General features: G+C 40.6%; 25 protein-coding genes. 23 read left to right on the forward strand and 2 right to left on the reverse strand.

What is annotated here, in order from left to right:
- The first annotated feature begins 218 nt into the window (after positions 1-218).
- The 17 genes from ACYSNU_RS16795 to ACYSNU_RS16875 all read left to right on the forward strand — a co-directional run bounded on the left by ACYSNU_RS16795 (position 219) and on the right by ACYSNU_RS16875 (position 16,015).
- Positions 219-524, forward strand: a complete 306-nt coding sequence (locus tag ACYSNU_RS16795) for a DUF3784 domain-containing protein (RefSeq protein WP_461738319.1) — start codon at positions 219-221, stop codon at positions 522-524.
- Positions 525-673: 149 nt separating this feature from the next.
- Positions 674-1,636 carry a ribose-phosphate diphosphokinase gene (locus tag ACYSNU_RS16800; protein WP_461738320.1) on the forward strand — a complete coding sequence of 321 codons (963 nt, stop codon included), beginning with the start codon at positions 674-676 and terminating at the stop codon, positions 1,634-1,636.
- Between the two features lie 148 nt (positions 1,637-1,784).
- The gene (gene rarD, locus ACYSNU_RS16805; RefSeq protein ID WP_461738321.1) at positions 1,785-2,693 is read left to right on the forward strand and encodes an EamA family transporter RarD; all 909 of its coding nucleotides are present in this window, start codon (positions 1,785-1,787) and stop codon (positions 2,691-2,693) included.
- A gap of 119 nt (positions 2,694-2,812) precedes the next feature.
- Positions 2,813-3,952 (forward strand): cysteine desulfurase family protein, encoded by a 1,140-nt coding sequence (locus tag ACYSNU_RS16810; protein ID WP_461738322.1) that lies wholly within the window; start codon positions 2,813-2,815, stop codon positions 3,950-3,952.
- Positions 3,953-4,032: 80 nt separating this feature from the next.
- A complete protein-coding gene (locus ACYSNU_RS16815) occupies positions 4,033-4,380 on the forward strand; it encodes a DUF1831 domain-containing protein (protein WP_265460052.1) in 348 nt (115 codons plus the stop codon).
- Between the two features lie 171 nt (positions 4,381-4,551).
- Positions 4,552-5,172, forward strand: coding sequence for a metallophosphoesterase (locus ACYSNU_RS16820; protein ID WP_461738323.1), 621 nt, complete (start codon positions 4,552-4,554; stop codon positions 5,170-5,172).
- 77 nt (positions 5,173-5,249) lie between these two features.
- Positions 5,250-5,798, forward strand: a complete 549-nt coding sequence (locus tag ACYSNU_RS16825; RefSeq protein WP_461738324.1) for a GNAT family N-acetyltransferase — start codon at positions 5,250-5,252, stop codon at positions 5,796-5,798.
- A gap of 10 nt (positions 5,799-5,808) precedes the next feature.
- On the forward strand, positions 5,809-6,459 hold the full coding sequence (locus ACYSNU_RS16830; RefSeq protein WP_461738325.1) for a hypothetical protein: 651 nt from the start codon (positions 5,809-5,811) through the stop codon (positions 6,457-6,459).
- 145 nt (positions 6,460-6,604) lie between these two features.
- Positions 6,605-7,687 (forward strand): hypothetical protein, encoded by a 1,083-nt coding sequence (locus ACYSNU_RS16835; RefSeq protein WP_461738326.1) that lies wholly within the window; start codon positions 6,605-6,607, stop codon positions 7,685-7,687.
- A gap of 14 nt (positions 7,688-7,701) precedes the next feature.
- On the forward strand, positions 7,702-8,682 hold the full coding sequence (locus tag ACYSNU_RS16840; RefSeq protein WP_461738327.1) for an LPXTG cell wall anchor domain-containing protein: 981 nt from the start codon (positions 7,702-7,704) through the stop codon (positions 8,680-8,682).
- Positions 8,683-8,887: 205 nt separating this feature from the next.
- On the forward strand, positions 8,888-9,394 hold the full coding sequence (locus ACYSNU_RS16845; protein ID WP_461738328.1) for a helix-turn-helix domain-containing protein: 507 nt from the start codon (positions 8,888-8,890) through the stop codon (positions 9,392-9,394).
- Between the two features lie 16 nt (positions 9,395-9,410).
- Positions 9,411-10,085, forward strand: coding sequence for a hypothetical protein (locus ACYSNU_RS16850; protein ID WP_461738329.1), 675 nt, complete (start codon positions 9,411-9,413; stop codon positions 10,083-10,085).
- 130 nt (positions 10,086-10,215) lie between these two features.
- Positions 10,216-11,337, forward strand: a complete 1,122-nt coding sequence (gene mnmA, locus ACYSNU_RS16855) for a tRNA 2-thiouridine(34) synthase MnmA (RefSeq protein WP_461738330.1) — start codon at positions 10,216-10,218, stop codon at positions 11,335-11,337.
- A gap of 165 nt (positions 11,338-11,502) precedes the next feature.
- Positions 11,503-11,880 (forward strand): DUF1033 family protein, encoded by a 378-nt coding sequence (locus ACYSNU_RS16860; protein ID WP_265460045.1) that lies wholly within the window; start codon positions 11,503-11,505, stop codon positions 11,878-11,880.
- The gene (locus ACYSNU_RS16865) at positions 11,813-13,888 is read left to right on the forward strand and encodes a DNA topoisomerase 3 (RefSeq protein ID WP_461738331.1); all 2,076 of its coding nucleotides are present in this window, start codon (positions 11,813-11,815) and stop codon (positions 13,886-13,888) included. The genes ACYSNU_RS16860 and ACYSNU_RS16865 overlap by 68 nt, the downstream gene beginning before the upstream one ends.
- 9 nt (positions 13,889-13,897) lie before the next feature.
- Positions 13,898-14,257 carry an inorganic diphosphatase gene (locus ACYSNU_RS16870; RefSeq protein ID WP_461738332.1) on the forward strand — a complete coding sequence of 120 codons (360 nt, stop codon included), beginning with the start codon at positions 13,898-13,900 and terminating at the stop codon, positions 14,255-14,257.
- A 204-nt stretch (positions 14,258-14,461) separates the two neighbouring features.
- A complete protein-coding gene (locus ACYSNU_RS16875; RefSeq protein ID WP_461738333.1) occupies positions 14,462-16,015 on the forward strand; it encodes a flavocytochrome c in 1,554 nt (517 codons plus the stop codon).
- Positions 16,016-16,294: 279 nt separating this feature from the next.
- Here ACYSNU_RS16875 and ACYSNU_RS16880 read toward each other — a convergent pair whose 3' ends face one another.
- Entirely contained in the window at positions 16,295-16,927 is a 633-nt protein-coding gene (locus tag ACYSNU_RS16880; protein WP_461738334.1) for a hypothetical protein, read from the reverse strand.
- 168 nt (positions 16,928-17,095) lie between these two features.
- On the opposite strand from ACYSNU_RS16880, the gene ACYSNU_RS16885 reads away from it, so the two are divergent.
- Positions 17,096-17,920: a MerR family transcriptional regulator gene (locus ACYSNU_RS16885; protein WP_461738335.1), complete on the forward strand. Its 825-nt coding sequence runs from the start codon at positions 17,096-17,098 to the stop codon at positions 17,918-17,920.
- A gap of 102 nt (positions 17,921-18,022) precedes the next feature.
- Complete coding sequence (locus ACYSNU_RS16890) at positions 18,023-18,496, forward strand: SAM-dependent methyltransferase (RefSeq protein WP_461738336.1); 474 nt, start codon at positions 18,023-18,025, stop codon at positions 18,494-18,496.
- Between the two features lie 56 nt (positions 18,497-18,552).
- On the opposite strand, the gene ACYSNU_RS16895 is transcribed toward ACYSNU_RS16890, so the two are convergent.
- Positions 18,553-19,149 carry an ATP-dependent Clp protease proteolytic subunit gene (locus ACYSNU_RS16895; RefSeq protein WP_265460038.1) on the reverse strand — a complete coding sequence of 199 codons (597 nt, stop codon included), beginning with the start codon at positions 19,147-19,149 and terminating at the stop codon, positions 18,553-18,555.
- Positions 19,150-19,418: 269 nt separating this feature from the next.
- Between ACYSNU_RS16895 and ACYSNU_RS16900 the strand changes: the two genes are divergently transcribed.
- From ACYSNU_RS16900 to cydC, 4 genes are read left to right on the forward strand one after another with little or no spacing between them, the layout of a single operon-like run.
- Positions 19,419-20,834 (forward strand): cytochrome ubiquinol oxidase subunit I, encoded by a 1,416-nt coding sequence (locus ACYSNU_RS16900; protein ID WP_461738337.1) that lies wholly within the window; start codon positions 19,419-19,421, stop codon positions 20,832-20,834.
- A complete protein-coding gene (gene cydB / locus ACYSNU_RS16905; protein WP_461738338.1) occupies positions 20,834-21,847 on the forward strand; it encodes a cytochrome d ubiquinol oxidase subunit II in 1,014 nt (337 codons plus the stop codon). Before ACYSNU_RS16900 ends, cydB begins: the two co-directional genes overlap by 1 nt.
- Before the next feature lie 3 nt (positions 21,848-21,850).
- Positions 21,851-23,566: a thiol reductant ABC exporter subunit CydD gene (cydD, locus tag ACYSNU_RS16910; RefSeq protein WP_461738339.1), complete on the forward strand. Its 1,716-nt coding sequence runs from the start codon at positions 21,851-21,853 to the stop codon at positions 23,564-23,566.
- Positions 23,566-25,314, forward strand: coding sequence for a thiol reductant ABC exporter subunit CydC (cydC, locus tag ACYSNU_RS16915; RefSeq protein ID WP_461738340.1), 1,749 nt, complete (start codon positions 23,566-23,568; stop codon positions 25,312-25,314). The genes cydD and cydC overlap by 1 nt, the downstream gene beginning before the upstream one ends.
- Positions 25,315-25,511 lie beyond the last annotated feature (197 nt).

The raw sequence follows: 25,511 nt of genomic DNA on the forward strand, positions 1-25,511 counted from the left end.
ACTTCACTAATCTCTAGAGACAACCTAATCAATCGAATCCCCATACACTCGATTTCTATAAATACTCAATCATCCCACAAAGATTTTCTTTATACTAGCTACGAAAAATCAGTCCTTTTTTCTCGTACTATGCGCCAACCAAGCTCCCAATTCCTCTAATATCATTTTTGGAGCAAAGTCACCTTCCATGATATAATAGAAGAAAAGGGGTGGAGGCTATGCAAGGAACGGACATTTTATTACTGGTTGTTTTCTTGGTTACGTTTTTAGCGGCGGTGCAATTGCTGCGGGGCAAGTGGCTGATGCTGATTGCTGGCTATAATACGGCTGGTAGAGATGAGCGGGAAAAAATAAATGGCCGAAATTTGGGGAAATTGATGGCTGCAATGTTATTTTTCTCGGACTTCATGATAATAGGGATGCGCTTTTTAGACTTTAATGAAAATGTTTCGGCGATTGTGCTGACGATTGTTGTCTTTATTTGTATTGTGTTTGCTAATGTCTCACCTATATTTAAAAATTGAATCCAATGAAAGCTAGCGCTGCTTGAATTTTGAGCAGCGTTTATTTTTTGATTAAAGCTGTGTGCCTGAAAGATTGATTCACCCTTTCATCCCCAAAAATTCCGATTTCTGTGTTAGAATGGGGGTGAAATTAAAATGCGGAGGTTCATATGGGAAAGAAATACCACGATTCAAGATTGAAGCTGTTTAGTTTAAATTCCAACCAGCCATTGGCGGAAAAAATTGCCAAGGTTTTTGGAACCGAGTTAGGCAAATGTCGTGTGCAGCAGTTTAGTGATGGTGAAATTGCCATCAACATTGAAGAGAGTGTCCGGGGGCATCATGTTTACTTGATTCAATCGACTAATGCACCGGTGAATGATCATTATTTAGAATTGTTGATTATGATTGATGCGCTGAAGCGGGCGAGTGCAAAAACAATTAATATTATTTTGCCTTATTACGGCTATGCGCGACAGGATCGAACTGCTCGTCCCCATGAACCCATCACGGCTAAGTTAGTCGCTAATCTATTAGAAGAGGCTGGGGCAACTCGTTTGCTGACGCTAGATTTGCATACGGTTCAAGTGCAAGGTTTCTTTGATATTCCAGTGGATAATTTATTTACAATGCCGTTGTTTGCCGATTATTATCGAGATAAGGGGCTCTATGGCGATGACGTGGTCGTTGTGTCTCCGAAAAACAGTGGCGTACAGCGGGCCCGCAGTCTATCAGATTATTTGGATTCAACACTTTCAATTGTTGATCAGTATGAAGAAGATGGTGAGCTGACTGGCTATGTCATCGGAAACGTAGCTGGAAAGAAAGCAATTTTGGTCGATGACATTTTAAATACTGGCGAGACGCTGGCGGCTGCTGCCAAAATTTTAAAAGAAGCCGGTGCGATTGAGGTTTATGCATGTTCTTCCCATGGCTTGCTATCTCCACCTGCTAAAAAGGTACTGGAAAATTCAGAAATTGAAGATATTTGTATTACCGATTCAGTTTATACTCCAGATGAACGCCATCCAAAAAATTTAACGATTATTTCCTGTTCAGAATTGATGGGCGAGGGGATTAAACGGATTCATGAAAATCGGCCGATGAGCCCACTATTTAGAAGAAATAAATAAAATTTTGAAATGCTAGAGTCTTTTTGGCTTTAGCATTTTTCTTTATATTGGCTATGAAAAATATGCTATACTAAAAGATAAATTTTTACTTGAAAGCTACCTAGAGTAGCGGAATCTGCTTTTAAATTTAAAAAAGTGAAGGTGTAACATGAAGGAAAAAAATAAAGGTTTGTTATTTGGGATCAGTGCTTATGTGTTGTGGGGAATTATTCCGTTGTATTGGCGGTTGTTGCCGACGGTCAATTCGTTTGATATTTTATGTTATCGAATTGTTTGGTCCTTTATTTTTATGCTGATTTTATTGGTTACCACTGGTAAATGGCAACAATTTTTACAGGAGTGTCGAGAGTTGTGGCAGGACAAGAAAAAATTAGGCTTGATTGCATTGGCGGCAGTCTTAATTACGATAAATTGGGGCGTTTTTATCTGGAGCGTCAGCATCGGCAAGGTGACTGAGGCGAGTTTGGGATATTATATGAATCCATTGGTCAATGTTTTGTTGGCAACTATTTTTTTGAAGGAGCCTTTGAGTCGTAGTGGTAAAATTGCCTGTGGCTTAGCGCTTTTAGGGGTATTATTATTGACTCTTGAAACAGGGACATTACCAATTCCTTCTCTAGTGATGGCCTTTGCCTTTAGCTTTTATGGGCTGATTAAAAAAGGTGTCAAACTTAGCTCAGCTTCTGGGCTAACCATTGAGACGATGATTATTTTTCCCTTTGCGCTGCTGTATTTATTTTTTGTTTCTGATGCGGGCTTTATGAGCTATCCGACCTCCATCAATTTATTGTTGGCTGGGGCGGGAATTGTCACGGCGATTCCCTTGTTGCTTTTCGCTGAGGCGGCTAAGAAAATTTCGTATATTTTGTTAGGCTTTATTCAATATATTAATCCAACGATGATGCTGCTGATGGCTATCTTCCTCTTCCACGAGCCTTATACGACAGAACAATTTGTGGCGTTCGGCTTTATCTGGGCAGGGATTGCCGTCTTTATGTATGGCAATTTAGCTGGCTATTTAAAGGAAAAACGCTTTGTCAAAAAAGAAATGCGATAGGGAATAAAAATTATCTATAATGAGTGCACTTATTACAATTAGTTAGAAAAGCAGCTTTGTTAGGTAAAAAATAACCCCTGTGCTAAAATGTTTCTAGAATTTTTAAGAGGTGATGAACAATGAGCAGAATGTATTTTGACCACGCCGCTACGGCACCAATGGCTCCTGAGGTCATTGACGCAATGACACAGGTGATGAAAGAAGTCTTTGGCAATCCCTCTAGCATTCATCAATTTGGTCGGCAAGCTCATGAATATTTAGAAAATGCCCGGCAGGTGATTGCCAGTTCGCTACAGGTCAAGCCCCATGAAATTATTTTTAATAGCGGCGGTACTGAAGGCGATAATACGGCCATCATTGAGACAGCTTTAGCGCGGCAAAATTTTGGAAAACATCTAATCACAACGGCGATTGAACATCCGGCTGTTTTAAATACTATGAAATATTTAGAAACACTGGGGTTTGAAGTGACGTATTTGCCGGTTGACCAAAAAGGCAACCTTGCTGTAGCTGATTTTCAAAAGGCACTGCGGGAAGATACGATTCTTGTTTCGATTATGTACGTCAACAATGAGACGGGAAATATTTTACCGATTCCAGAGATTGGCGCTATTTTAAAAAATTATCCAGCTTATTTTCACACTGATGCAGTTCAGGCTTATGGATTACTGGAAATTAATCCCCATGAAATCGGAATTGATTTACTAAGTGTTTCGGCCCATAAATTTAATGGTCCAAAGGGTGTCGGATTTTTATTTAAAACAGATGCTATTCAGCTACCGGCCTTTTTGCATGGTGGCGAGCAGGAGGAAAAACGACGGGCCGGCACAGAAAATTTAGCTGGCATTGTCGGCATGAGCCAAGCTGTTTCTTTATTGAAAGCCATCGACAAAAATAGTAAGCGAGCTGAGTTCCAACAATTTCAAACCGTTTTGCTCAAACAGCTGGAAGCAGCCGGCATCCCGTTTGAAATCAACGGGGATGTTGAACAGACAACGCATCACATCTTGAATCTGCGTTTTCCTGGCGTCAGAAATGATCTGTTGCTGATGAAATTAGATTTGCAGGGGATTGCTATTTCAACCGGCTCTGCCTGCACGGCGGGCACCGTTGACCCTTCCCATGTGTTAGAAGCGATGTATGGCAAGGGAAATCCCGCGATCAAAGAATCTGTCAGAATTAGTTTTGGCAGCGACAATACCTTAGCTGAAGTCGAGGAATTGGCGGCAAAACTAATAGCAATTCTGACGAAAAAATAACTTGAAATCAGTAATTCAGCTAGAAAAAGACGCATAAGTTCTTTATAATAGAGGATGACTAATTAATCGAGGTGAACAAAATGGCTTTCACAGAGACAGCAACAGTTGAGGGAGCATCAGTTCTTTACAAACTGAATCCTGAAGCAAAGCGTTACACATTAAGAGATAACGGATTTACTGAAACGAAATCCGGCAACTACCAAATGATCCGCAGTTTAGACGCAACGCCCCAAAGTAAAGAAGGGTTTCGTCTGAAGATTACCGTGGCTAAAGATTTGGAAACTTTTAAAATGTCCATCACAACCGCAAACGGCTTAAAAGCCGTCAATATTTTTAAAGACAATCAGCATGTGATGAGTCAAGAAAAATTCTACTTTTTGATGGACGGCATGATTAGCCGTGGACTTTTTGAAAAAGTAGCAGCATAATCGCAAAAAAAGCGAGGCCATAGGTCAAAAATAGAAAATAGCAAAGCTGTTGGCTTGGATAAAGCCGCCGAAGGGATTGTTTTACTGCAATTGTCAGTAGGTGACAAACAGCGTGTTACTTTTTATTTTGAATGACCTATGGCCTAGTTTTATCTTATAAGCAGGTGAAATATGAAAAAATTTTTTATTGCAGACACCCATTTTTTCCATGAACGTTTACTTGGTACTAGCGCCTTTGCCCCGCGGCCTTATGAATCAATCGAAGAGATGCATCAAGTGATGATTGCCAGCTGGAATGCTGTCGTGACTGAAAAAGACACCGTTTATCATCTCGGAGATGTGGCGATGCATCCCGATTATGATAAGGGGAGTCCGGCGATTTTAGAAATTTTAAGGCAATTACAGGGGAAAATAGTCTTTATCAAAGGCAATCATGATAGCCGTAATTTTTTTACTTTTTTAGAAACCCATGATCCGAAACTAGCTAACGGTGAAGCAAAATTTGCTTTTGAAGATGTGGGGGCCATCGTGAAGTTTAATCATCATCAATACTATTTGACCCACTATCCAATGCTGCTGGGGCAAACTGTTAATATTCGCAATCTTCACGGACACATTCACCATTACAGTGTCCCGATTGCTGAGGATATAAATGTTGGTGTCGATGCACCAGAACGGGATTTTCTTAGCCAGCCGGTTCCTTTTGGGACACCGTTGACAGAAAATCAAATAGATGAAATCGCAGAGAAAAAAGCTCAGGAATTAGCTAAAATTCGAGACGCAGGTGTATAAAGCTAGCCTATTAACAAAAAGACTTGTCAGCGGCAGCAATCATCGCTATAATTTTTTGATAACGAGAGGGTGGTTAGATGGAATTTACAATTAGAATTGCAACACCAGCTGATGCTGAAAAAATCGTAGCTATTTATGAATATTATGTAAAAGAAACACCAATCACCTTTGAATACGAGGTACCCAGTGTGACTGAGTTCAGTCAAAGAATCGCTAAAACTTTAGAACGCTATCCTTATTTGGTAGCAGAAATTGATGGAGAAATCATCGGCTATGCTTATGCTGGAGTCTACAAAGGCAGAGTGGCTTATGATTGGACGGTGGAGGTCACCGTTTATGTCAGTCATAAAACCAACGCTAAAGGTGTAGGAACAGCGTTGTATGAAGGCTTAGAAACTTATCTATTGCAACAGCACATCGTAAATTTAACAGCCTGCATCACCGGAGGCAATCAACGGAGCGTCAGCTTTCATGAAAAATTTGGCTATCAGGAAGTCGCCAACTTCCGCCATGTTGGCTATAAATTTGATCAGTGGCATGATGTATTATGGATGCAAAAAGTTTTAACGGATGTGCCAACTGTTCCTGCGCCATTTGTCCCGTTTGCAGAAGTCGTCAAGAAATGAGGGAAGCTTTATGACAGTCGCCCAGCAGGATTTTGATTATTATCAGCGGACGATTCAGGAAATGTATCAAAATTATTATTGGAAACGGATTGCCATCACTTTAATAGCTTTTGTACTGATTTTACTGTATACGATTATTTTTCGGGAAAGTTTAATCCTCAATGCTGTGCTGTTAATCGGTCTGGCAGCAATCGCTGTTTATCTGTTTAATGCCAAACAAAAATTTGCTGAGGTCTTTGACAAATTTTTGGCGGAAAACACCCCAGATTTAAAAATTCAAACTATCCAAGAAGATGAGTATGCCTATAATGTCATGGAAAATGGTGAGCAGGTCATTCGTGTCAATAAAAACGGGGTAAGAAATCTACCCTCCAGCGAAAAGCAATACACGATGATGGTCGGTTTTGCGAAGGCTTTTTTCAGTCAAGAACCATTGCAGATCATTTACTACGACATGCTGGAAATTACCTATGAAGAAAAATTTCGCTTGAAGCGCAACGGATACAATTCAATGCCCCGTTTTTTACGACGCTTTTCTTTTAGTAATCTGAAGGCCGGCGTGGGAAATATTTTCAGCTTTGTACTGGGAAATATTTTTGTTTTATTTATCGTTTTTCGTTTAGTTCGCTATATTATTGCGATGTTTCGCAATTTTTTATAATAAAGTTTAAGAAAACCTGAGGAATGCTGAGTAGATCAGACTTCCTCAGGTTTTTTTCTTAACTAAGGTTAAGAAATATTAAAGTTATATTGCTTAAGTTTTACGATGATGTTACAGTTTAGTTACAGAAAGAGAGGTGTGGAAAATGAAAAAGATTTTGATTATGGGATTGCCACTTATGTTACTATTGGGATTTGGTCACGGGGTTTCAGCGGCAAACATAGATATGGTAACTACTAGTGAAACCAGTTCCTCGGACACATTGGCAGCTGGCCAAACAAATGAGTCTAAGGCTTCTTCAAAAGAAGAGGACAAAAAAGAAGGTTCAACATTCACTGACGAGGAGACAACAAACACAACAACGACTACGGAAGCAACTGAGACTACTGAGACCACGATAGCAGAAACGAATGAAAGCTCTACAGAAGTAATAGAAGAGACAGAACAAAATAGCACAACGTCTAAAAATGAAACAACAGAAAATGAAAGCGAAAACACTTCTGATTCGCTACCAATTCTGACAGAAGAGTCGCCCGCTAGTGATATTCGAAAATTTTTGACTATAACAACTGATTATATAACTCAGGAAGAACTTGCTACTTATTCGGACGAACAATTGGCAACTGCATGGAAAGTTTTTTTCAAATACCAAAGGGATCTAATGGGGATGGACTTAAGCTCTTATGTGCGACTGTTACAAGCGATGTACCAAAATCAAACTCTTTCTTGGAAGTTGATGGCACCATTAGTTGACTTTGAGTTAAGCAAGTTTGTGCGAGCAAAGGATATAATCAATGTTTTACCGCAATTTCAGGCTTATCTAAAAGCTTATTATCCTAGTACTAGTGGATTTATTCAGGTGAGAAGTTTAACCGACCAAGAACTTATTGATATTTTAAATTATTTGGACTATTACGAAGTAACAACTTTAGCGGCAGGTGGGGAACTGATTGGCGGACGTATGAATTATATTTTCCGTCTTGCTAGTGAGGGTATTCCTGCTGACTATCAAGCTGAGACCTCAACATCTGAGGAAGAAACTAATCAAAAGCAACTTGAAAATCAGAAACCAGCAACTGTTACTCCAGTTGCCACCAATCCAGTTAAAAATCAAGAAAAATTGCCACAAATGAATGAGGCATCGTCACTTCAAACGATTTTTATTGGCTTAATCTTTTTGGGGATTAGTAGTGGATTCTTTTTCAAAAAATATAGAAATGAAAATTGATAGGGGTGTCGAGGATGAAAAAAATTTGGAATTTGACAATGGGAGTAATAATATTTTTGGGAGTAGCTTGTTTTGCTGGGAAACCAGCTAACGCTACAACCACAAGCACAGAAAATTTAGCCGTTGCCACACACCAATCGGCTGCTGAAAATACAGAGACAACCAGCACCACGACGAAAACAGAGGAAACAACGACAACGACTACTGGGGAGTCTTCTGAAACAACAACTTCATCAACATCTGGTCTAATAGATGGTGACAGTATTGAAGACAATATCGTCGAGGAGACACCTTTTGACTATACAGCAGAGGCTATTGGCATTGAGCCAGGAGATTCCGCAGAAAAAATTCGCAAAGCGTTGCTGGTGGGAAATTATTATATTTCAGAAGAAGAGCTGGATACTTTTACTGATAGCCAGCTTGAAAACACTTTAACAGTTTTCTTTAAATATAATCAAGATTTTTATGGTATGGATTTAGGGGCTTACACACGTTTGTTAATTGCCATATATCAAGATAACACTTTGTCGTGGGACACAATGACACCTTATTTAGATTACAATCCTAACACTCCGAAACATGCTACAGATTTGCTGGGGAATTTACAACAGCTGCAAGGCTACTTAAAAGCTTTTTATCCGCCAGAAAGCAGTTTTTTGGGAATGAAAACTTTATCTGATCAAGAGTTGACGGATATTTTGACTTATTTAGCAGCCTACGAAGAAGAGGTCGCCTTTGATAAAGATATTTTGTGGGTAGGTCGGATTGGTTATATTGATTACTATACGAAGAATGGTCTTCCAACGACGGACTCATCAAAACAAAATACCCATACCTCAACGACTTCTAGTACTAAGGTAGCAGCGACTGATGAGGATGGAAAAAAACTCCCCCAAACCAATGACCAAAGTTCCCTCATTTTACTTGTTATTGGCGGTGTGATTTTATTGTTTGTCATAGTCGTTTTTGTTAAGAGAAGAGCTGTAAAAAAATAAAGAGTAATCAAAAAGGCTGGGGCGTTGGTAAAAATTGGTGATAAAAGCGGCAGCCAGGTAGTTGCTGAGAAAAACAAATGCCTCAGTCTTATTTTTGATAAAACCTTGATATACCAGTCTGTCAATCAGCTTTGACAGGCTTTTTTTGTGGCTTTTCCAGATTTTTTGAGTTGGGCTTGATACAATAAAGGTGGAGGTGAGGAACGTGGATTTTGGGACACGTTTAAAAAGTTTGCGACAAGAACAACAGTTAACACAAGAGGAGCTGGCGCAGCAATTATTTGTCAGTCGTCAATCCGTATCCAATTGGGAAAATAATAAAGGCCAACCGGATTTAGAAAACTTAATTTTGATTAGCGAATTGTTTGGTACTAATCTTAATGATCTGATTCAGCCCGGTAAGTCGAGTAATAATCCAGAGGTCAGTCATGGTCGACCGGTGGGACAGGTCTTTGCCATTATCCAGATAGTTTGGAGTTTGCTGATGATTGCAACGGAAATTATTTTTGTGGATCGTGGCATCCGTCTATTTGTCTTTTTTTGCTACTGTATTGGTGGCGCTCTGATTCAAGGTATTTATCTCCGCAAAACTAAACGACTGCAAAATGTCGTTACCCAAGGAGAAGATGCCTTTGATATTGGTATTTTTGTCTTTGCTGGTTTTTGGGTAGGTTTGCTGCTGATATTTGGTCTTTTAGCAGCCAATAGTTAAGAAAAGAGGAAGTGTCATGAAGGGTTTAATTATTACTTTATCACGGCAAGCGAATAATAGCATTATGTGGACGATGCAGGATCAATTTGTCCTGCCACGGTTGAAAAATTATTTAGAGTTGGAATATCCCCAGTATGAGTGGGAGGAAAAACCGTTTTATGAAGTAGATGCTGACGTTTTAGCCGATTATCAAATTGCCGCCCTCTCCCGTTTAGCGGAACCAAAACGGGGACAAGTAATGGCGATGAAGCCAGGTCTGGAAATTGTTGAGATTCCTCCTGAAGAAGCAGTCTCACAGATGGCTTTTCGTGGGGACGTGCTGTTTAAAACTTCCGGCTATTTGTTAGCTGAAGGGCCTAAGCTCAAACAAAAAGGCCAACCAACACAGACTGAGCATTTTCACTATCAAAATTTGCAGCAGCTGATGCGGGACTATCCTTATATTTATTGGGAAGTCTCAGATTTTGAAAGCATTAAAGAAATTTTGCGCAATAAACCAACCTTAACTGTCGGCTTGGCGCCAGCCGCCTACGCCTATAACAAATTTTTTTCAGTTGAATTTCCTGAAGCCAAAATCATTAAGATTGCACCGAAAGCCTTGAGCCGGCCGCCGAAAATCTATGACAAGATAATGGCGGTGACCTTAGGAGTAACCTTGCTCTTAATGGGCCTCTTAGTTCTTTTCACGTAAAATGCTGACGGACAGCCTTTAGTCATTCTTAATGAAAAATTCAACAAAACAGTGTATAATACGATTCACTGAAAAGTTGCGACCTTCAAATCGTAGAGCTTCAGAATCTAATTGAAATGATGGTGATCAAATGATGGACAACAGCAAAACGAAAGTTGTCGTCGGGATGAGCGGCGGTGTCGATTCATCCGTAACAGCACTTTTGCTGAAGGAACAAGGCTATGATGTCGTGGGTATTTTTATGAAGAACTGGGACGACACCGATGAAAATGGTGTCTGCACGGCGACGGAAGATTATAAAGACGTTGCGAAAGTTGCAGCGCAAATCGGTATTCCTTATTATTCAGTCAATTTTGAAAAGGAATACTGGGACCGAGTTTTTGAATATTTCTTAGCGGAATATCGGGCCGGCCGCACGCCGAATCCTGACGTGATGTGTAATAAAGAAATTAAATTCAAAGCCTTTTTAGACTATGCTTTAGAATTAGGGGCAGATTATGTGGCGACGGGCCACTATGCTCAAGTCACACGTGATGCAGATGGCACAACTCATATGCTGAGGGGTGTTGATAACAATAAAGATCAAACTTATTTCTTAAGCCAACTCTCTCAAGAACAATTGGCGAAGACGATGTTTCCTTTAGGGGGCATGGAAAAGCCGCAAGTTAGAGAAATTGCGGAAAAAGCTGGCCTAGCAACCGCCAAGAAAAAAGATTCAACAGGAGTTTGTTTTATCGGCGAAAAGAATTTTAAAGAATTTTTAAGTAATTATCTGCCAGCAAAAAAAGGCAACATGGTCACTTTAGAAGGTGAAATCAAAGGACAACATGATGGTTTAATGTATTATACGATTGGCCAACGTCAAGGCTTAGGCATTGGCGGCGGTGGCGATTCGCAAGAACCGTGGTTTGTGGTGGGTAAAGATTTAGCCACCAACACCTTATATGTTGGACAGGGCTTCCATCATCCAGCTTTATATGCAACCAGCTTGGATGCGAGTGAAATCCATTTTACTACAAATACTGACAGAGCAACGGAATTTAAATGCACGGCAAAATTCCGCTATCGCCAACAAGATGTGCCGGTAACGGTGCAATTATTAGAAAATAATCAAGCACGGGTCGTTTTTGACGAACCCGTGAGAGCGATCACACCAGGCCAAGCCGTCGTTTTTTACGACGGAATGGAATGTTTAGGCGGCGGCTTAATTGACCATGCCTATCAAGAAAGCAAAGTTTTACAATATATTTGAAAGGGGATCTGAGAGTTTGAAGGACTCTCAGGTTTTTTTGCTTAATTTGACAAAAAAAGCTCGTTTTTTGAAACAACTGACGTTTTTTTACAAGCTTCTTTCCTTGCAAGTTTTCAGTAAAGTGAATAGAATAAAGGTATCAAGAAATGAAGGGAAGCGAACAACGTGTACCAAGTAGTAAAAATGTATGGGGACAATGAGCCTTGGTGGTTCTTTGAGGACTGGCAAGATTCCATCACCGATCAGTACATATTCTCATCCCTTGAAGAAGCCATTGACTGTTACCGCACACTTTGGTTACAATTAAGACCAGAGTTTAACTATATGAACGCCAAAAATAATTTTTTAGTAGCCTTTTGGAATGATGGAGACGAACGCTGGTGCGAAGAGTGCGATGACGACCTGCAGCAATATCAAGGGCTGGCTTTACTGAAGGATTATCAAGCGGTGACAGCAGAAAGTGGAGTCGAGTTATATGAAACAACTAATTCTAGCGGAAAAACCAAGTGTTGCAAAGGATTTAAGCAAGGTGCTTGGAGCTAACCAAAAACATAAAAATTATTACGAAGGACCCAAGGTAATTGTTACTTGGGCCTTTGGTCATTTATTGGGACTAAAAATGCCTGAAGACATTAACAAAGAATGGCAGACATGGCAAATGGAAACTTTGCCGATGATTCCTAAAAATTTAGGGATTAAACCATTGCCGAAAACCGGTCATCAACTGCGGGCAATCAAAGAATTAGCCAATCGCAAAGATGTTAGTGAAGCCGTGATTGCGACAGATGCTGGACGAGAAGGCGAGTTAGTCGCCCGTTGGATTTTAGAATATGTCCGCTTTAATAAACCGGTCAAACGTTTATGGATCTCTTCTCAAACGGACAAAGCGATTAAAGAAGGCTTCCGTCAATTAAAACCAGCCAAGGCTTATGATAATTTATATGAGTCCGCTTTGGCGCGGGCTCAAGCAGACTGGTTAGTTGGCTTGAATGTGACCCGAGCCTTAACGGTTAAATACAATGATAGTTTATCAGCCGGTCGGGTCCAAACACCAACCTTGGCTCTAGTGCGGGAACAGGAAAAAAAAATTGAAAAATTCCGTCCGCAAACTTATTTTTCGATTGATTTGCAAATCGGTGAGGAAAAAGGCCGACTGCAGCAAAAAAATCCGATGGCCTTGACTGAGCGCAGTGACGCCGAAAAATTAGTTGCTGAGTTAAGCAAGAGCAAAGCTAAAGTAATTAAAATCAGCGATAAAACCAAATCAGAACCGGCGCCTTTACCCTATGATTTAACAGAGATGCAACGGGAGGCCAATCAACGCTTTGGCTATTCAGCGAAAAAGACTTTGTCATTAGTCCAAAGCTTGTATGAATTTCATAAAATTGTGACGTATCCGAGAACCGATAGCAAATATTTAACTCAGGATATGAAGGCGACGATGAAGGAGCGCCTGCAGGGAATTAGCGGCGCATACCCTGAGGCCCGCAGCATTTTAAAAAATGGTGGAAAAGTGCTGCAAGTCAGAGTCTTTAATGATGCAAAAGTCAGTGATCACCACGCTCTTTTACCAACGGAACAGGCTCCTCGTTTTGAAAAATTAAGTACCGACGAGCAAAGAATTTATCAGCTGATTGTGGAGCGTTTCTTAGGTCTATTTGCTGAAAATCATATCACCAAGCAGCGGACAATTACTGTCAAACAAGGCGAGCAAGAATTTTTATTCCGCCAAAGTGTTGTCGAACAAGCCGGTTGGAAAGCAGCAGAAGCGAAAGTTTCTGCTCAAGCGGTAAATTGGCAGGAAGGCGCTACACTGGTTGGCCAGCTGCTAATTAATAAAGAACTGACTGCACCACCTAAGCCATTGACAGAAGGTACCTTGCTTTCGGTGATGGAAAAATATAGCCTGGGAACTCCTGCCACCAGAGCTGAGATTATTGAAAAATTAATTAAATCTGAACTGATGGAGCGCAATGCAAATCAATTGCAGGTATCACCAAAGGGCAAGCAGCTACTAACTTTAGTTAATCCTTCTTTAGTTACTCCGGATTTAACGGCGACGTGGGAACGGGAATTAGAAAAAATTGCCCATGGCCAAGCTTCAGAAAAGCAATTTATCGCCGAAATTCAAAAGGAAACGAAAAAATTAGTCTTTGAAATTAAAGACAGCCAAAATACCTATCAAGATTTTTCTGTCACCCAGAAGAAATGTCCCGATTGCGGCGAGCTTTTACGGGAGAAAAATACCCGTGATGGTAAAATTTATCTCTGCAATAATTGTGGCTACCGACGCCGCAAAGATCCGAAGATGTCCAATCATCGCTGCCCGCAATGTCATCGCAAGATGGAAATTATTGAAGGCAAAAATGGCGCCTTTTTCCGTTGTAAATATGACGGTACCACAGAAAAAATGTTGGATAAAAAAGAGCGCAACAAAAAAATGACCAAACACGAAGAGCGGCGTCTGGTGAAAAAATATGCCCAAGCCGAAGAACCGCAGGAAAGTCCTTTAGCAGCGGCTTTAAAAGCCGCGATGGAAAAGAACGACTAGGAGGGGTTTATGATGGAGGATTGTGAGCTTGTAAAAATTATTGGTCAAGAGATTATGATTGAAATTGACCGACCACTAGGGAGTAAGCATCCCCGTTTCCCTGATCATCTTTATCCAATCAACTATGGCTTTGTCCCGGGAATTATCGGCGGTGACGGTGCTGAACAGGATGTCTATCTTTTAGGTGTCGCTGAGCCGGTTGAAAAGGCTCAAGGCAAAGTGATTGCCGTTATTCAAAGATTAGACGATGTTGAAACCAAGTGGGTGGCAGCACCGACGGGACAAAATTTTACTAGAGAAGAAATTGCGGCCGCCGTTGACTTCCAAGAAAAATATTTTGATAGCCGAATTTTGCTGAAGGAAGATTAAATAGGTTTTGAACAAATTGAATTGATTAACATGAACTTACCGTTAGATTGCAAAGTAGCAGTCTAACGGTTTTTTTGTTTGAAAATGTAAAATGTTTTTTTAACTATTTTAAGTGAAGAAAATCACAAAAAACCTTGTCAGATGTTTACCGCCTTGTTAAGATAGGTCTAGCTTGAAAAAGTAAAAATGTTTGAGGGTGAAGGAATGAAGAAAAAGGTTTTAGCAAGTGTGATGGGGTTACTATCTGTGATGTTATTTACAACAGGGTGTAATGCAGATCAGGATACAACAGGATACGGTCAAGAGACGCAAGCCAGTGCAACGGCAGCGTCGACAACTGCATCATCAGCAGAGGCGACTTCTGGGGCATCGGAAAATGGCGATGAATACGCAGATTTGAGCGAATTAGCTGACAAGTATGATGTGATTATCGTGGGAGCTGGCGGCGCTGGGATGACAGCGGCGATTGAAGCTAAAGATGCTGGCATGAATCCCGTGATTTTTGAAAAATTACCAGTAGCTGGCGGCAATACTGTCAAAGCTTCTGCGGGAATGAACGCTTCAGAATCAAAATTTGAAGCAGAACAAGGCGTTGAAGATAGCAACGATTTATTTTTTGAAGAAACCTTAAAGGGTGGCGGCGGTACCAATGATCAAGAATTATTACGCTATTTTGTCGATCATTCAGCAGACGCTATCGATTGGTTAGATCAAAACGGCATTGTGTTGGACAATTTAACTACAACAGGTGGCATGAGTGTTACAAGAACCCATCGGCCAAGCGACGGCTCTGCTGTTGGCGAATATTTAGTTAATGGCCTCTTAAGAAATATCGGCGAACGGGAAATTCCAATTTTTGTGAACGCCGATGTCACAGCTATCAGTCAAAACGATGGAACAGTTGACGGAGTTACAGTAGTCTTTAATCAAGATGAAGAAAAAGAAATTGCTGCAGACGCTGTAATTGTAACAACCGGAGGCTTTGGTGCCAATCAAGAAATGATTCAAGAATATCGGCCTGACTTAGAAGGCTATGTCTCCACCAATTCAGAAGGTAGCACAGGTGATGGCATCACCATGATTACTGAATTAGGCGGAGCAACTGTCGACTTGGATCAAATTCAAATTCATCCGACTGTTCAGCAAAAGGATGGCTACTTAATTACAGAAGCTGTGCGGGGCGAAGGCGCTATTTTAGTGAACCAAGCAGGGGACCGCTTCTTTAATGAATTGGAAACCCGTGATAAAGTGTCTCAAGCGATTATCGACTTACCCGAACAATCTGCTTATTTAATTTTTGATGATAGCTTGCGGGATCGCGTGAAGGCTATTGATTTTTATGATCAACAGGGCTTTGTCGAAACTGGTCAAACGATTGCAGAATTAGCTGAAAAAATTGATGTGCCGGCAGATGAATTACAAAAGACGCTAGACACTTGGAATCAAAGTGTCGCTAGTCAAAGTGATCCTGAGTTCAACCGGACAACCGGGATGACGGAAGCTTTAGCTACAGCACCTTATTATGCGATTAAAATTGCACCGGGCATTCACCATACAATGGGCGGTGTCAAAATTAATACTGAGACACAGGTCTTAAAAGAGGATGGCGATGCAATCACCGGCTTGTATGCAGCCGGTGAAGTAACCGGCGGCTTGCATGGACAAAACCGAATCGGCGGTAATGCAGTGGCGGATATTGTCATCTTTGGTCGACAAGCTGGGATTCAAAGCGCGGCTTACGTTGCCGGTTTAGAATAGAAGTTGGACTTATTTTTAAATAAAATTAAAGGGAACAAGCTGCAGCTAGCAACTTGTTCCCTCTTTTTTTGATTAGTTTGGGATTGTAAGTAGGTTTTTTTACAAATGAACTACTAAATCATATGTCAGCTGTCTCGTTGTTTTAATGGATGCACGAGAGAAAAAAACTTCTGTGAAGCTGAATCACAAGGCTATCTTAATTGAATTTGTCGCTTTTGTTAAAATTTATTCGAAAATTTTATCTCTGTAACAAGTTGTCGCTCAGCCCTTTTTTATTTACTATAAAATAAAGGCCAAGGCAATATAAAAATAACTCCAACGAGCATCTTTTTTTGCGGCTAGATAAATCAAACCGGCAATCAGAGAAAAAGCCATCGTGTATAAACCGCCGCTGATTCCTTGTAAAAAGAAATGGATGCTTCCCCAGGTTGCAGCTAGAAAAATTCCGCCAGTTGGTAACCAGGTTGGCAACTGAAAGCGTCGGTCGAAAAATTCTTGAGCAAAGCTGATGGTGATAAGAATTAAAAGAGACTCAGCAAGGTAATAGACAATCCGAGAAAGATAGGGGCCAATTTGTCGATTGGCCTCACCAGTAAACTCCATCCACGGCTTGAAGCCGCCAAAGCCGATTGTCGTCAGTAAAATAATTCCGCAAACGCAGATAATAAAAAAGAGCTGGGTCTGATTGTTTAGCTTGGCTTTAATCTTAAAAATATCAAAGGCAAATTTTGTTTTTGCCAAGTAAATCAGAGCGGTAGCTGCAATCAGCCACAGGAGAGCTGTCAGCAGGTTGCTCGCTCCTGTTGAAAGTTTGATCATTAGTCCTTGTAAAAGTTCTAAACTAAATGCAGCAAAACCATATAAGGCTAGCCATAAGAATTCAATTGCTAGGATTTGTCGTTTTTGAGCCATAAGTGAATGTCCTTTTTTTCACTATTATAACAAAAAAAAGCTTATTTTAAATATTTATTTACAAAACGATATTTTTTTGTTTTTTGTGACTAAATCAGAAGAATAGAACTGGAATGAATTTAAATTTCTTTTTATAATAAACTGGAGAGTATCATAGGAGGTGGTCTTATGTTTAAAATCGGTGAATTTTCAAAACTGACTCAAGTCTCAATTCGGATGTTGCGGTATTACGATGAAAATGAATTACTCGCACCAGCACGGATTGATCCCCAAACCAATTATCGGCTATACAGCGCTCAGCAGATTCCCCGACTAAATAAAATTCTTTTTCTCAAGGATTTAGGTTTTACGGTAGCTGAAATTAGCACCGCGTTAAAAAAATGGCAGGGAGAAGATATAATCAACCTCCTGCAGCAACGCCGAGAGCTGATTGAAAATCAAATTCTTTTAGAGCAGGCAAAATTGGCGAAGATTGCTTTGGCGGAAAAGGATATTTTAACAGAAAAAATTAAAATCCATTACAATGTCACCATAAAAACGATTCCTCAGTATCAAGTAATCTCTTTAAGGCGGATAGTGAAGGATTATTTTCAAGAAGGATATCTTTGGAAGGAATTGAGTCAATCCCTTGAACCTAAACAACTGAAGCTAGCCAAAGAAAGTTTTTCTATCTATCATGACCCGGAATATAAAACAAGTGACGTTGATATTGAGGTCTGTCTGGTGCTAGCTGAGACTAAGAATTTGACAGTATCAGCACCTTTTACCATACGAGAGGTTGCCGCTGAACCTTTGATGGCCTCCACACTGGTTTATGGTCCTTTTGAAAATATCAATGATGCGTTTTTGGCTTTTGCGGGTTGGTTAGAGGAACATCCACAATATCAGATGGGAGCTTACAACCGGCAGATTGTCCATCGTGGGCCTTGGGAGGAAGATAATCCAGAAAATTACTTAACTGAGATTCAAATTCCTATTCGAGAACGTCAGTAAACCAACTTAAATTGGCTTCTGCAAAAAAATTAAGCTGTTGCTTGACTCTAACATGGTGTCAGCCTCTAAACTGGTTTTACCACAGAAGAGGAGGAAATCATTATGAATTTTCAAGTAGAAGCAATTGGAAAGATTATCAATCGACCTGACGAAATGGCCCTACACATTGATCAAAAATATCTTTCAGGTTTACAAGGGTTGGCCGGTTTTAGTCATCTCGCAGTTATTTGGTGGTTTAGTGATTTTGATACTGAAGCAGCTCGGGCAACATTGGAAGTACCTCAGCCTTATCGGAATGCTCCAGAGGTGATGGGGATTTTCGCCACGCGCTCACCAGTACGACCTAATCCGCTGGCTTTAACGATGGTGGAGGTTTTAGACATTGATTACGAGAAGGGGATGATTTACATTCCTTATATTGATGCCAATGATGATTCGCCATTATTGGATATCAAGCCTTACACACCAAGTGCTGATCGGATTGAAGAGCCTAAGGTCCCAGCTTGGTGCCAACATTGGCCACAGAGTTATGAGACTTCCGGTGATTTTGATTGGGAAGCTGAATTTTTATTTTAAATTGACGCAAAAGAAAAGCCGAGGGATTTTGCTCCTCGGCTTTTTTGTAAACTCAATTATTTCACTTCATCAGAAGATTTAACGATATGGGTAACAATCCCGTAGTCTTTGGCTTCTTCAACAGAAAGCCAGAAGTTGCGGTCAGTATCTTGCGAAATTTTTTCATAAGTTTGACCGGTGGCTTCAGCGATTAACCGATTGATACGTTCCCGCATTTTTAAAATTTCACGGGCTTCGATTTCAATTTCAGTTTGTTGGCCTTGCACACCGCCAGCTGGTTGGTGAATCATATAGCGGGTGTTTGGTAGGCTGTAGCGGTTTTCTTTTTGAGCCGCTAGATAGATAGTAATACCAGCGCTGGCAACCCAGCCGGTACCGACCACCTTAACTTCAGGTTTCACAAATTGAATCATATCATGAATTGTGTCGCCAGCTTCAACGTGGCCTCCTTGACTGTTGATGTAAACAGTAATTGGATCATCACTTAAAGCGCTCAGCATCAATAGTTGTGAAGTAACTTCCTTTGCTAAATCTTGATTGATTTCACCGTAAATTAAAACGATTCGTTGTTCTAACATTTTTTGGCGGTATAAATCAGAAATATTGGGTTTGTTTTCGTTCTTTTCTTCTTCTTCATCGTTGTAGAAAAACATTGTAACGCCTCCTAAAAATCTTTATGGCTCTATTATAACAAAAGCAACAGAAATAGCGAAAAAAACGATTGAAGCAATATTTTTTCTTTTTAAAGAGAAATTCTTGATTAAATGAAACGTTAGCGGGATAATCTATCTAGTAGAGACATATTTTAAGGAAGTGTCTATTTTTGATTCCTTTTAATTAGAGATTTCAGCTGACTTGGAGTATACTTCTACTGGTGCAATTATTTATTTTTGGATTTACAAAAAAATGAGGAGGATAAAAAATGGATATTGTAACATTAGCACGTTTCCAATTTGCGATGACCACTGTTTTTCACTTTTTCTTCGTACCATTCTCAATTGGCCTTGCAGTTGTCGTAGCTGTGATGGAAACGTTGTACGTTCGTACTAAAAACGAACAATACAAAAAAATGGCCCGCTTCTGGGGAAAAATATTATTACTCAGTTTTGCGGTTGGGGTTGTCACCGGGATTATTCAAGAATTTCAATTTGGGATGAACTGGTCAGACTACTCACGATTTGTGGGAGATATCTTCGGAGCGCCGCTGGCAGTGGAAGCTCTCTTAGCCTTCTTCTTGGAATCAACATTCTTAGGCTTATGGATGTTTACGTGGGACCGGGTGAAACCGGCCGTCCACAATTTATTTATGTGGCTCGTCACAATCGGTTCACTATTGTCAGCCTTTTGGATTATTGTCGCCAATAGTTTTATGCAACATCCAACTGGTTACACTTTGAACAATGGTCGTGCGGAAATGACCGACTTTGGCGCACTACTAACCAATTCTCAAGCTTGGTATGAGTTTTCCCACGTTATTGCAGCGGCAATTACAATGGGGGGCATTATTGTCGCCGGCTTGTCGGCTTTCCAATTATTGAAGAAAAAAACTGAAATCAAAGACTTTTTCAAAAAGTCTTTACGAGTTGGTTTAGTCATCAGCTTAGTCGGTTCCGTGTTAGTTTTAGGTGCCGGTGATGCTCAGATGAAAGCATTGATTGAAGATCAACCGATGAAATTTGCGGCGATGGAAGGTTCTTATGAAGATAGTGGCGATCCAGCTGCTTGGACTTTGATTGCTTGGGCGAATACCACTGATCGGGAAACAGTCTTCAGCATTAAAATTCCTTATGTATTAAGTATTTTATCTTATAATTCTTTATCTGGTTCCGTTGAAGGGATTGATACTGCTTATCAAGATTTAGTTGATGAGTACGGTCCAGGAGATTATATTCCACCAGTGAATACTCTGTTTTGGAGTTTTAGAATTATGGCCGGTTTCGGCGTATTAATGTTCTTAGTCTCAGCCTTAGGACTATTTTGGACAAGACGGAAAAAACCGTGGATGTTTGAAAATCGCTTCCTGCTGTGGGTGATGGGGCTTACCACCTTCACACCATTTATTGCTAATACAGCAGGCTGGTTAATTACTGAATTAGGTCGTTATCCATGGACAGTTTATGGACTATTTAAAATTGAAGACAGTGTTTCGCCGAATGTTTCGGTGACCTCATTGCTAATTTCTAATATTGTTTATTTCTTGCTGTTTGCAACTTTAGGCGGCGTCATGATTTATTTGATTCGCCGCACCTTGAAAAAAGGCCCATTTTATGATGATGAAATGGCGTTGAAAGAAAATAAACCAGCAACAGATCCTTTTGACAAGGAGGCGTTTGAATAATGAGCGGCTTGCAATTACTTTGGTTTGTCTTAATCGGTGTCTTATTCTCCGGCTTTTTCTTCTTAGAAGGTTTTGACTTTGGCGTGGGGATGTCAGTTCAAACACTGGCCCACAATGAAGAAGAAAAAGATCAAATTGTTTCGACGATTGGACCAGTCTGGGACGGCAATGAAGTCTGGCTTTTAACAGCCGGCGGAGCGATGTTTGCTTCTTTTCCATATTGGTATGCAACTTTGTTCAGCGGTTTTTATTTAGTCTTGTTTATCGTTTTAGTTGGCTTGATTATCCGAGGCGTATCCTTTGAGTTTCGCCACTCTGTTAAGGCTAAACATAAAAATATTTGGAACTGGACGATGACCATCGGCAGTTTCTTAGTGCCATTTTTCTTCGGTGTAATTTTTATTGATATGATTCAAGGTATGCCGATTGACGCTAATGGCAATATGTCAGCCTCCTTCTTTGATTACATCAATCTCTTTTCTATCGTTGGTGGCGTGGCCTTAACGTTATTATGCTATTTGCATGGGTTAAACTACATCACTTTGAAAACAGAAGGACCAATCAGAGAACGGGCTCGCAATTATGCGAAGGCTTTGTATTGGGTGTTATACGCCGGCTTAGTTGTTTTTGCGATTCTCTTGTATTTGCAAACGGATTTCTTTGAGAATCATTTTGCTTTAACCTTATTATTAGTTGTCTTAATCGTGGCTCTGACAGTTATAGCCAATGTGTCAGTCATGAAACGTAAAGAGATGCTAGCTTTTCTGGCAAGTGGTTTGACCTTAGTTGCCTTAGTGGCCTTAATCTTTACCGGCATGTTCCCAAGAGTGATGATCAGCTCAATCACATCAGCTAATGATTTATTGATTGTTAATTCATCCAGCTCACCGTATACACTTAAAATTATGAGCTTTGTTTCCCTGACCATCCTGCCATTTGTTTTGGCTTATACAGGTTGGACCTATTATGTCTTTAGAAAACGGATTAAACACAACGAATCAGTGGGGTATTAATACATGATTGATAAAGCAATCATGAGATTTCCAGGAATTAAACAAATGATGGGATTGCTTGCAGGACTTTCAGTTCTGCAAGCAATCTTTATAATCGGCCAAGCCTATGCGCTCTCTAACGGCATCACTAATCTGTGGAATGGAGAAAAGCTCAGCGGCCAAGTATCCTGGATTCTCTTATTTTTTATATTTTTTATGGGGCGTCATCTGGTGATTTTATTTCGAGACCAGCGTTTAGACAATTATGCTTATGACCAATCCAGTCAATTGCGAAAAAAATTGCTGGAAAAAGTATTTCGAGTGGGTCCCGGCATCGTTCAAACTCAAGGGACCGGTAATACTGCGACAATGGCCCTTGAAGGAATCGAGCAGGTGGAGGAATATATCCACTTAATTTTGTCGAAAATGACCAATATGATGATTATTCCCTGGATTTTACTGGCGGCGATTTTTTGGCTTGATTGGGAATCGGGAGTCGTGCTGATTGTCGTCTTTCCACTAATCATAATTTTTATGATTATTTTAGGCTACGCTGCCCAAGCTAAAGCAGATAATCAGTACAAGGCCTTTCAAATATTATCTAATCATTTTATTGACTCTTTGCGGGGGATTGATACGCTAAAATTGTTCGGTTTAAGCAAGCAATATGGCAATAGTATTTTTTCCACCAGCGAACGGTTTCGCAAAGCGACAATGAGTACGTTGCGAGTAGCGATTTTATCTACCTTTGCCTTGGATTTTTTCACCACATTATCTGTAGCAATTGTGGCGGTTCTTTTAGGTCTGCGTTTAATTGAAGGAAACATTTTGCTGTTTCCGGCATTGACAACATTGATTTTAGCCCCGGAATACTTTTTGCCGATTCGGGACTTTGCCGGTGACTACCACGCAACACTTGATGGAAAAAATGCGATGACGGCAGTGCGGGAAATTTTGGAAGAGCCAGAAGCCGCTACTGAAGCGACACCTTTAGCCGAATGGCAGGGCGATTCAGATTTAGTCTTGAAAGATTTAAGCTTCAGTTATCAAGACTTTCAAGCCTTGTCGGATGTTTCCCTATCAGTAAAGGGCAATCAAAAAATTGGCATTATAGGTATGAGTGGCTCAGGTAAGTCGACGTTGATTAATTTATTAAGCGGCTTTACTACACCAGCCTCTGGTGAAATTCAGTATAACCAGCAGACATTGACGAGCTTCAAAGAACAATTTTGGCAAAAACAACTGGCCTATATTCCACAAAATCCTTATATCTTCCAGTTGAGTTTGAGAGAAAATATTGCCTTTTATTTTCCTACAGCAACCGAGGAACAAATCTTTGAAGCGATTCGGATTGTCGGCTTAGATGAGCTGGTGGCTGAATTACCCGCAGGCATTGACACACAAATCGGAGAAGGTGCCCGCACTCTTAGTGGCGGGCAAGCTCAGCGGATTGCCTTGGCACGAGCCTTTTTAGATCAAGAACGCCATGTCCTTTTATTTGATGAACCGACTGCCCATTTGGACATTGAAACGGAAGTTGAATTAAAGGAAAAAATGCTGCCGCTAATGGAAAATAAATTGGTTTTCTTTGCCACCCATCGCCTGCATTGGATGCAGGAAATGGATTATATTTTAGTTTTGGATGAAGGCAAGGTAGTAGAAGCTGGTACTTTAAATGAGCTGCTGGCCCATGAAGGTGCCTATCTACGCTTAAGTCAACGATTGAAGGAGGGTGCCTGATGGAAAAAATTGGTTTAACGAAAGTTTTAAAAACCGACACTTGGGTCAAGCCCTTCTTAAAACAATATAAGGTTGCCTTAGCCGGAGCGGTCTTTTTAGGCTTCTTAACATTCTTTTGTGCCGGTGCCTTGATGTTTAACTCTGGCTATTTAATTAGTCGAGCGGCTTCACTGCCGGAAAATATTTTGATGATTTATATTCCGATTGTTTTAACGCGAGCCTTTGGGATTGGTCGGCCGGTCTTTCGGTATATCGAGCGGCTAGTCAGTCACAACTGGGTTTTGAAAATGACCTCTAATTTGCGGGTCAAGCTGTACAATGTGTTAGAAAAAGATGCCATCTTTTTCCGGCGTAAATACCGGACAGGAGATATTCTTGGTCTGTTAGCCGAAGATATCAACCATATCCAAAATCTTTATCTGCGGACCATTTTTCCAACAATTATCGCTTGGGTTCTGTATGTCTTCATTGTGATTGGCTTAGGACTTTTTAGCTGGTGGTTTGGCTTAGCAATGCTTTTGATGATGGGAATTATGATTTTTGTCGTACCGCTGTATTCCGCCTTGATGAATGGCGCCCGTCAAGAAAAACGCAAAGGAATGAAAAATCTTTTGTATCGAGATTTAACTGATAATATTCTCGGCGTTTCCGATTGGATTTTTGCCCAAAGAAGTCAAGAATATTTGAATCATTACGAAGCTAGCGAAGCCGCTTTGCGGGAAGTCGATGCACGAATCAATCGCTTTGACCGTAAACGGGATTTGTTACTGCAATTTGTCTTTGCTTTAATCGTGATTGCGTTGTTCGTTTGGACCAGCTTCCGCTTTCCTGGTAACCACGGCGGGGCTGCCAATTGGATAGCCGCCTTTGTACTGAGCGGCTTTCCATTAGTCGATGCTTTTGCTCCCTTACCTTCAGCGGCGCAGGAAACAAATATCTATAAAGATTCGATTGAACGCTTAAATCAATTAGAAGTTCAAGAGGAGCCTGCTGCTTTCGATTTAACAAAAGTTCAAGGCTCACTGGATATGGTTGTAGACGATGTGACATTCCACTATCCTCAGACTCAGAAAAAAGTTTTACAGCAGTTGGATTTAACAATTCCGCAAGGCGAAAAAATTGCCATCTTGGGCCGCAGCGGTTCTGGCAAAAGCACTTTAGCTACCTTACTTCGGGGAGACTTAATGCCAACTTCTGGCACAATTTCATTGGCAGGTGTGGCGACAGATACTTTTGGTGACGCAATTTCAAATTATATCAGCGTCATCAATCAAGAACCTTATTTATTTAATACCACGATTTTAAATAATTTTCGGATTGGTCGTGAGTCCGCCACCGAAGAGGAAGTTTGGCAAGTTCTAGAACGGGTCGGCCTGAAAAAAATGGTGGAACGATTGCCGGAACAATTGGCAACAATGGTGGATGAAGCTGGTCTGCGTTTTTCTGGCGGTGAACGACACCGGATGGCCTTAGCTCGTGTGCTTTTGCAGGATGTGCCGATCATTATTTTAGACGAACCAACTGTCGGTCTTGATCCAATTACCGAACAAAGTTTATTGGAAACCTTCTTTCAAAACTTAGAGGGTAAAACAATTATTTGGATTACCCATCATCTGCAGGGGGTTTCCATGATGGATCGGGTCATTTTTATTGAAGATGGTCAGCTAGCCCTCAGCGGTACGCCGGCTGAACTAGCAGCCAGCAACGCGCGCTATCAGCAATTACTGGCGATTGATAAAGGATTATAAACTAAAGATTACGTCAAACAGCCAAGCGGTACATTGCTTGGCTGTTTTTTTATCAGAACGATTTTCATTAGAAGGTAGTTTTTTTATTTAGATTAATCATCAGTATTTCAAAAAGAATTTCAAACTGGTTAATATTGAAGAGTTGTTAGGGCAGTAACAAGCGCTCTTTTTAGATTAATTAATAACTCGAGCACTAA

The organism is Enterococcus sp. LJL120, assembly GCF_054871765.1.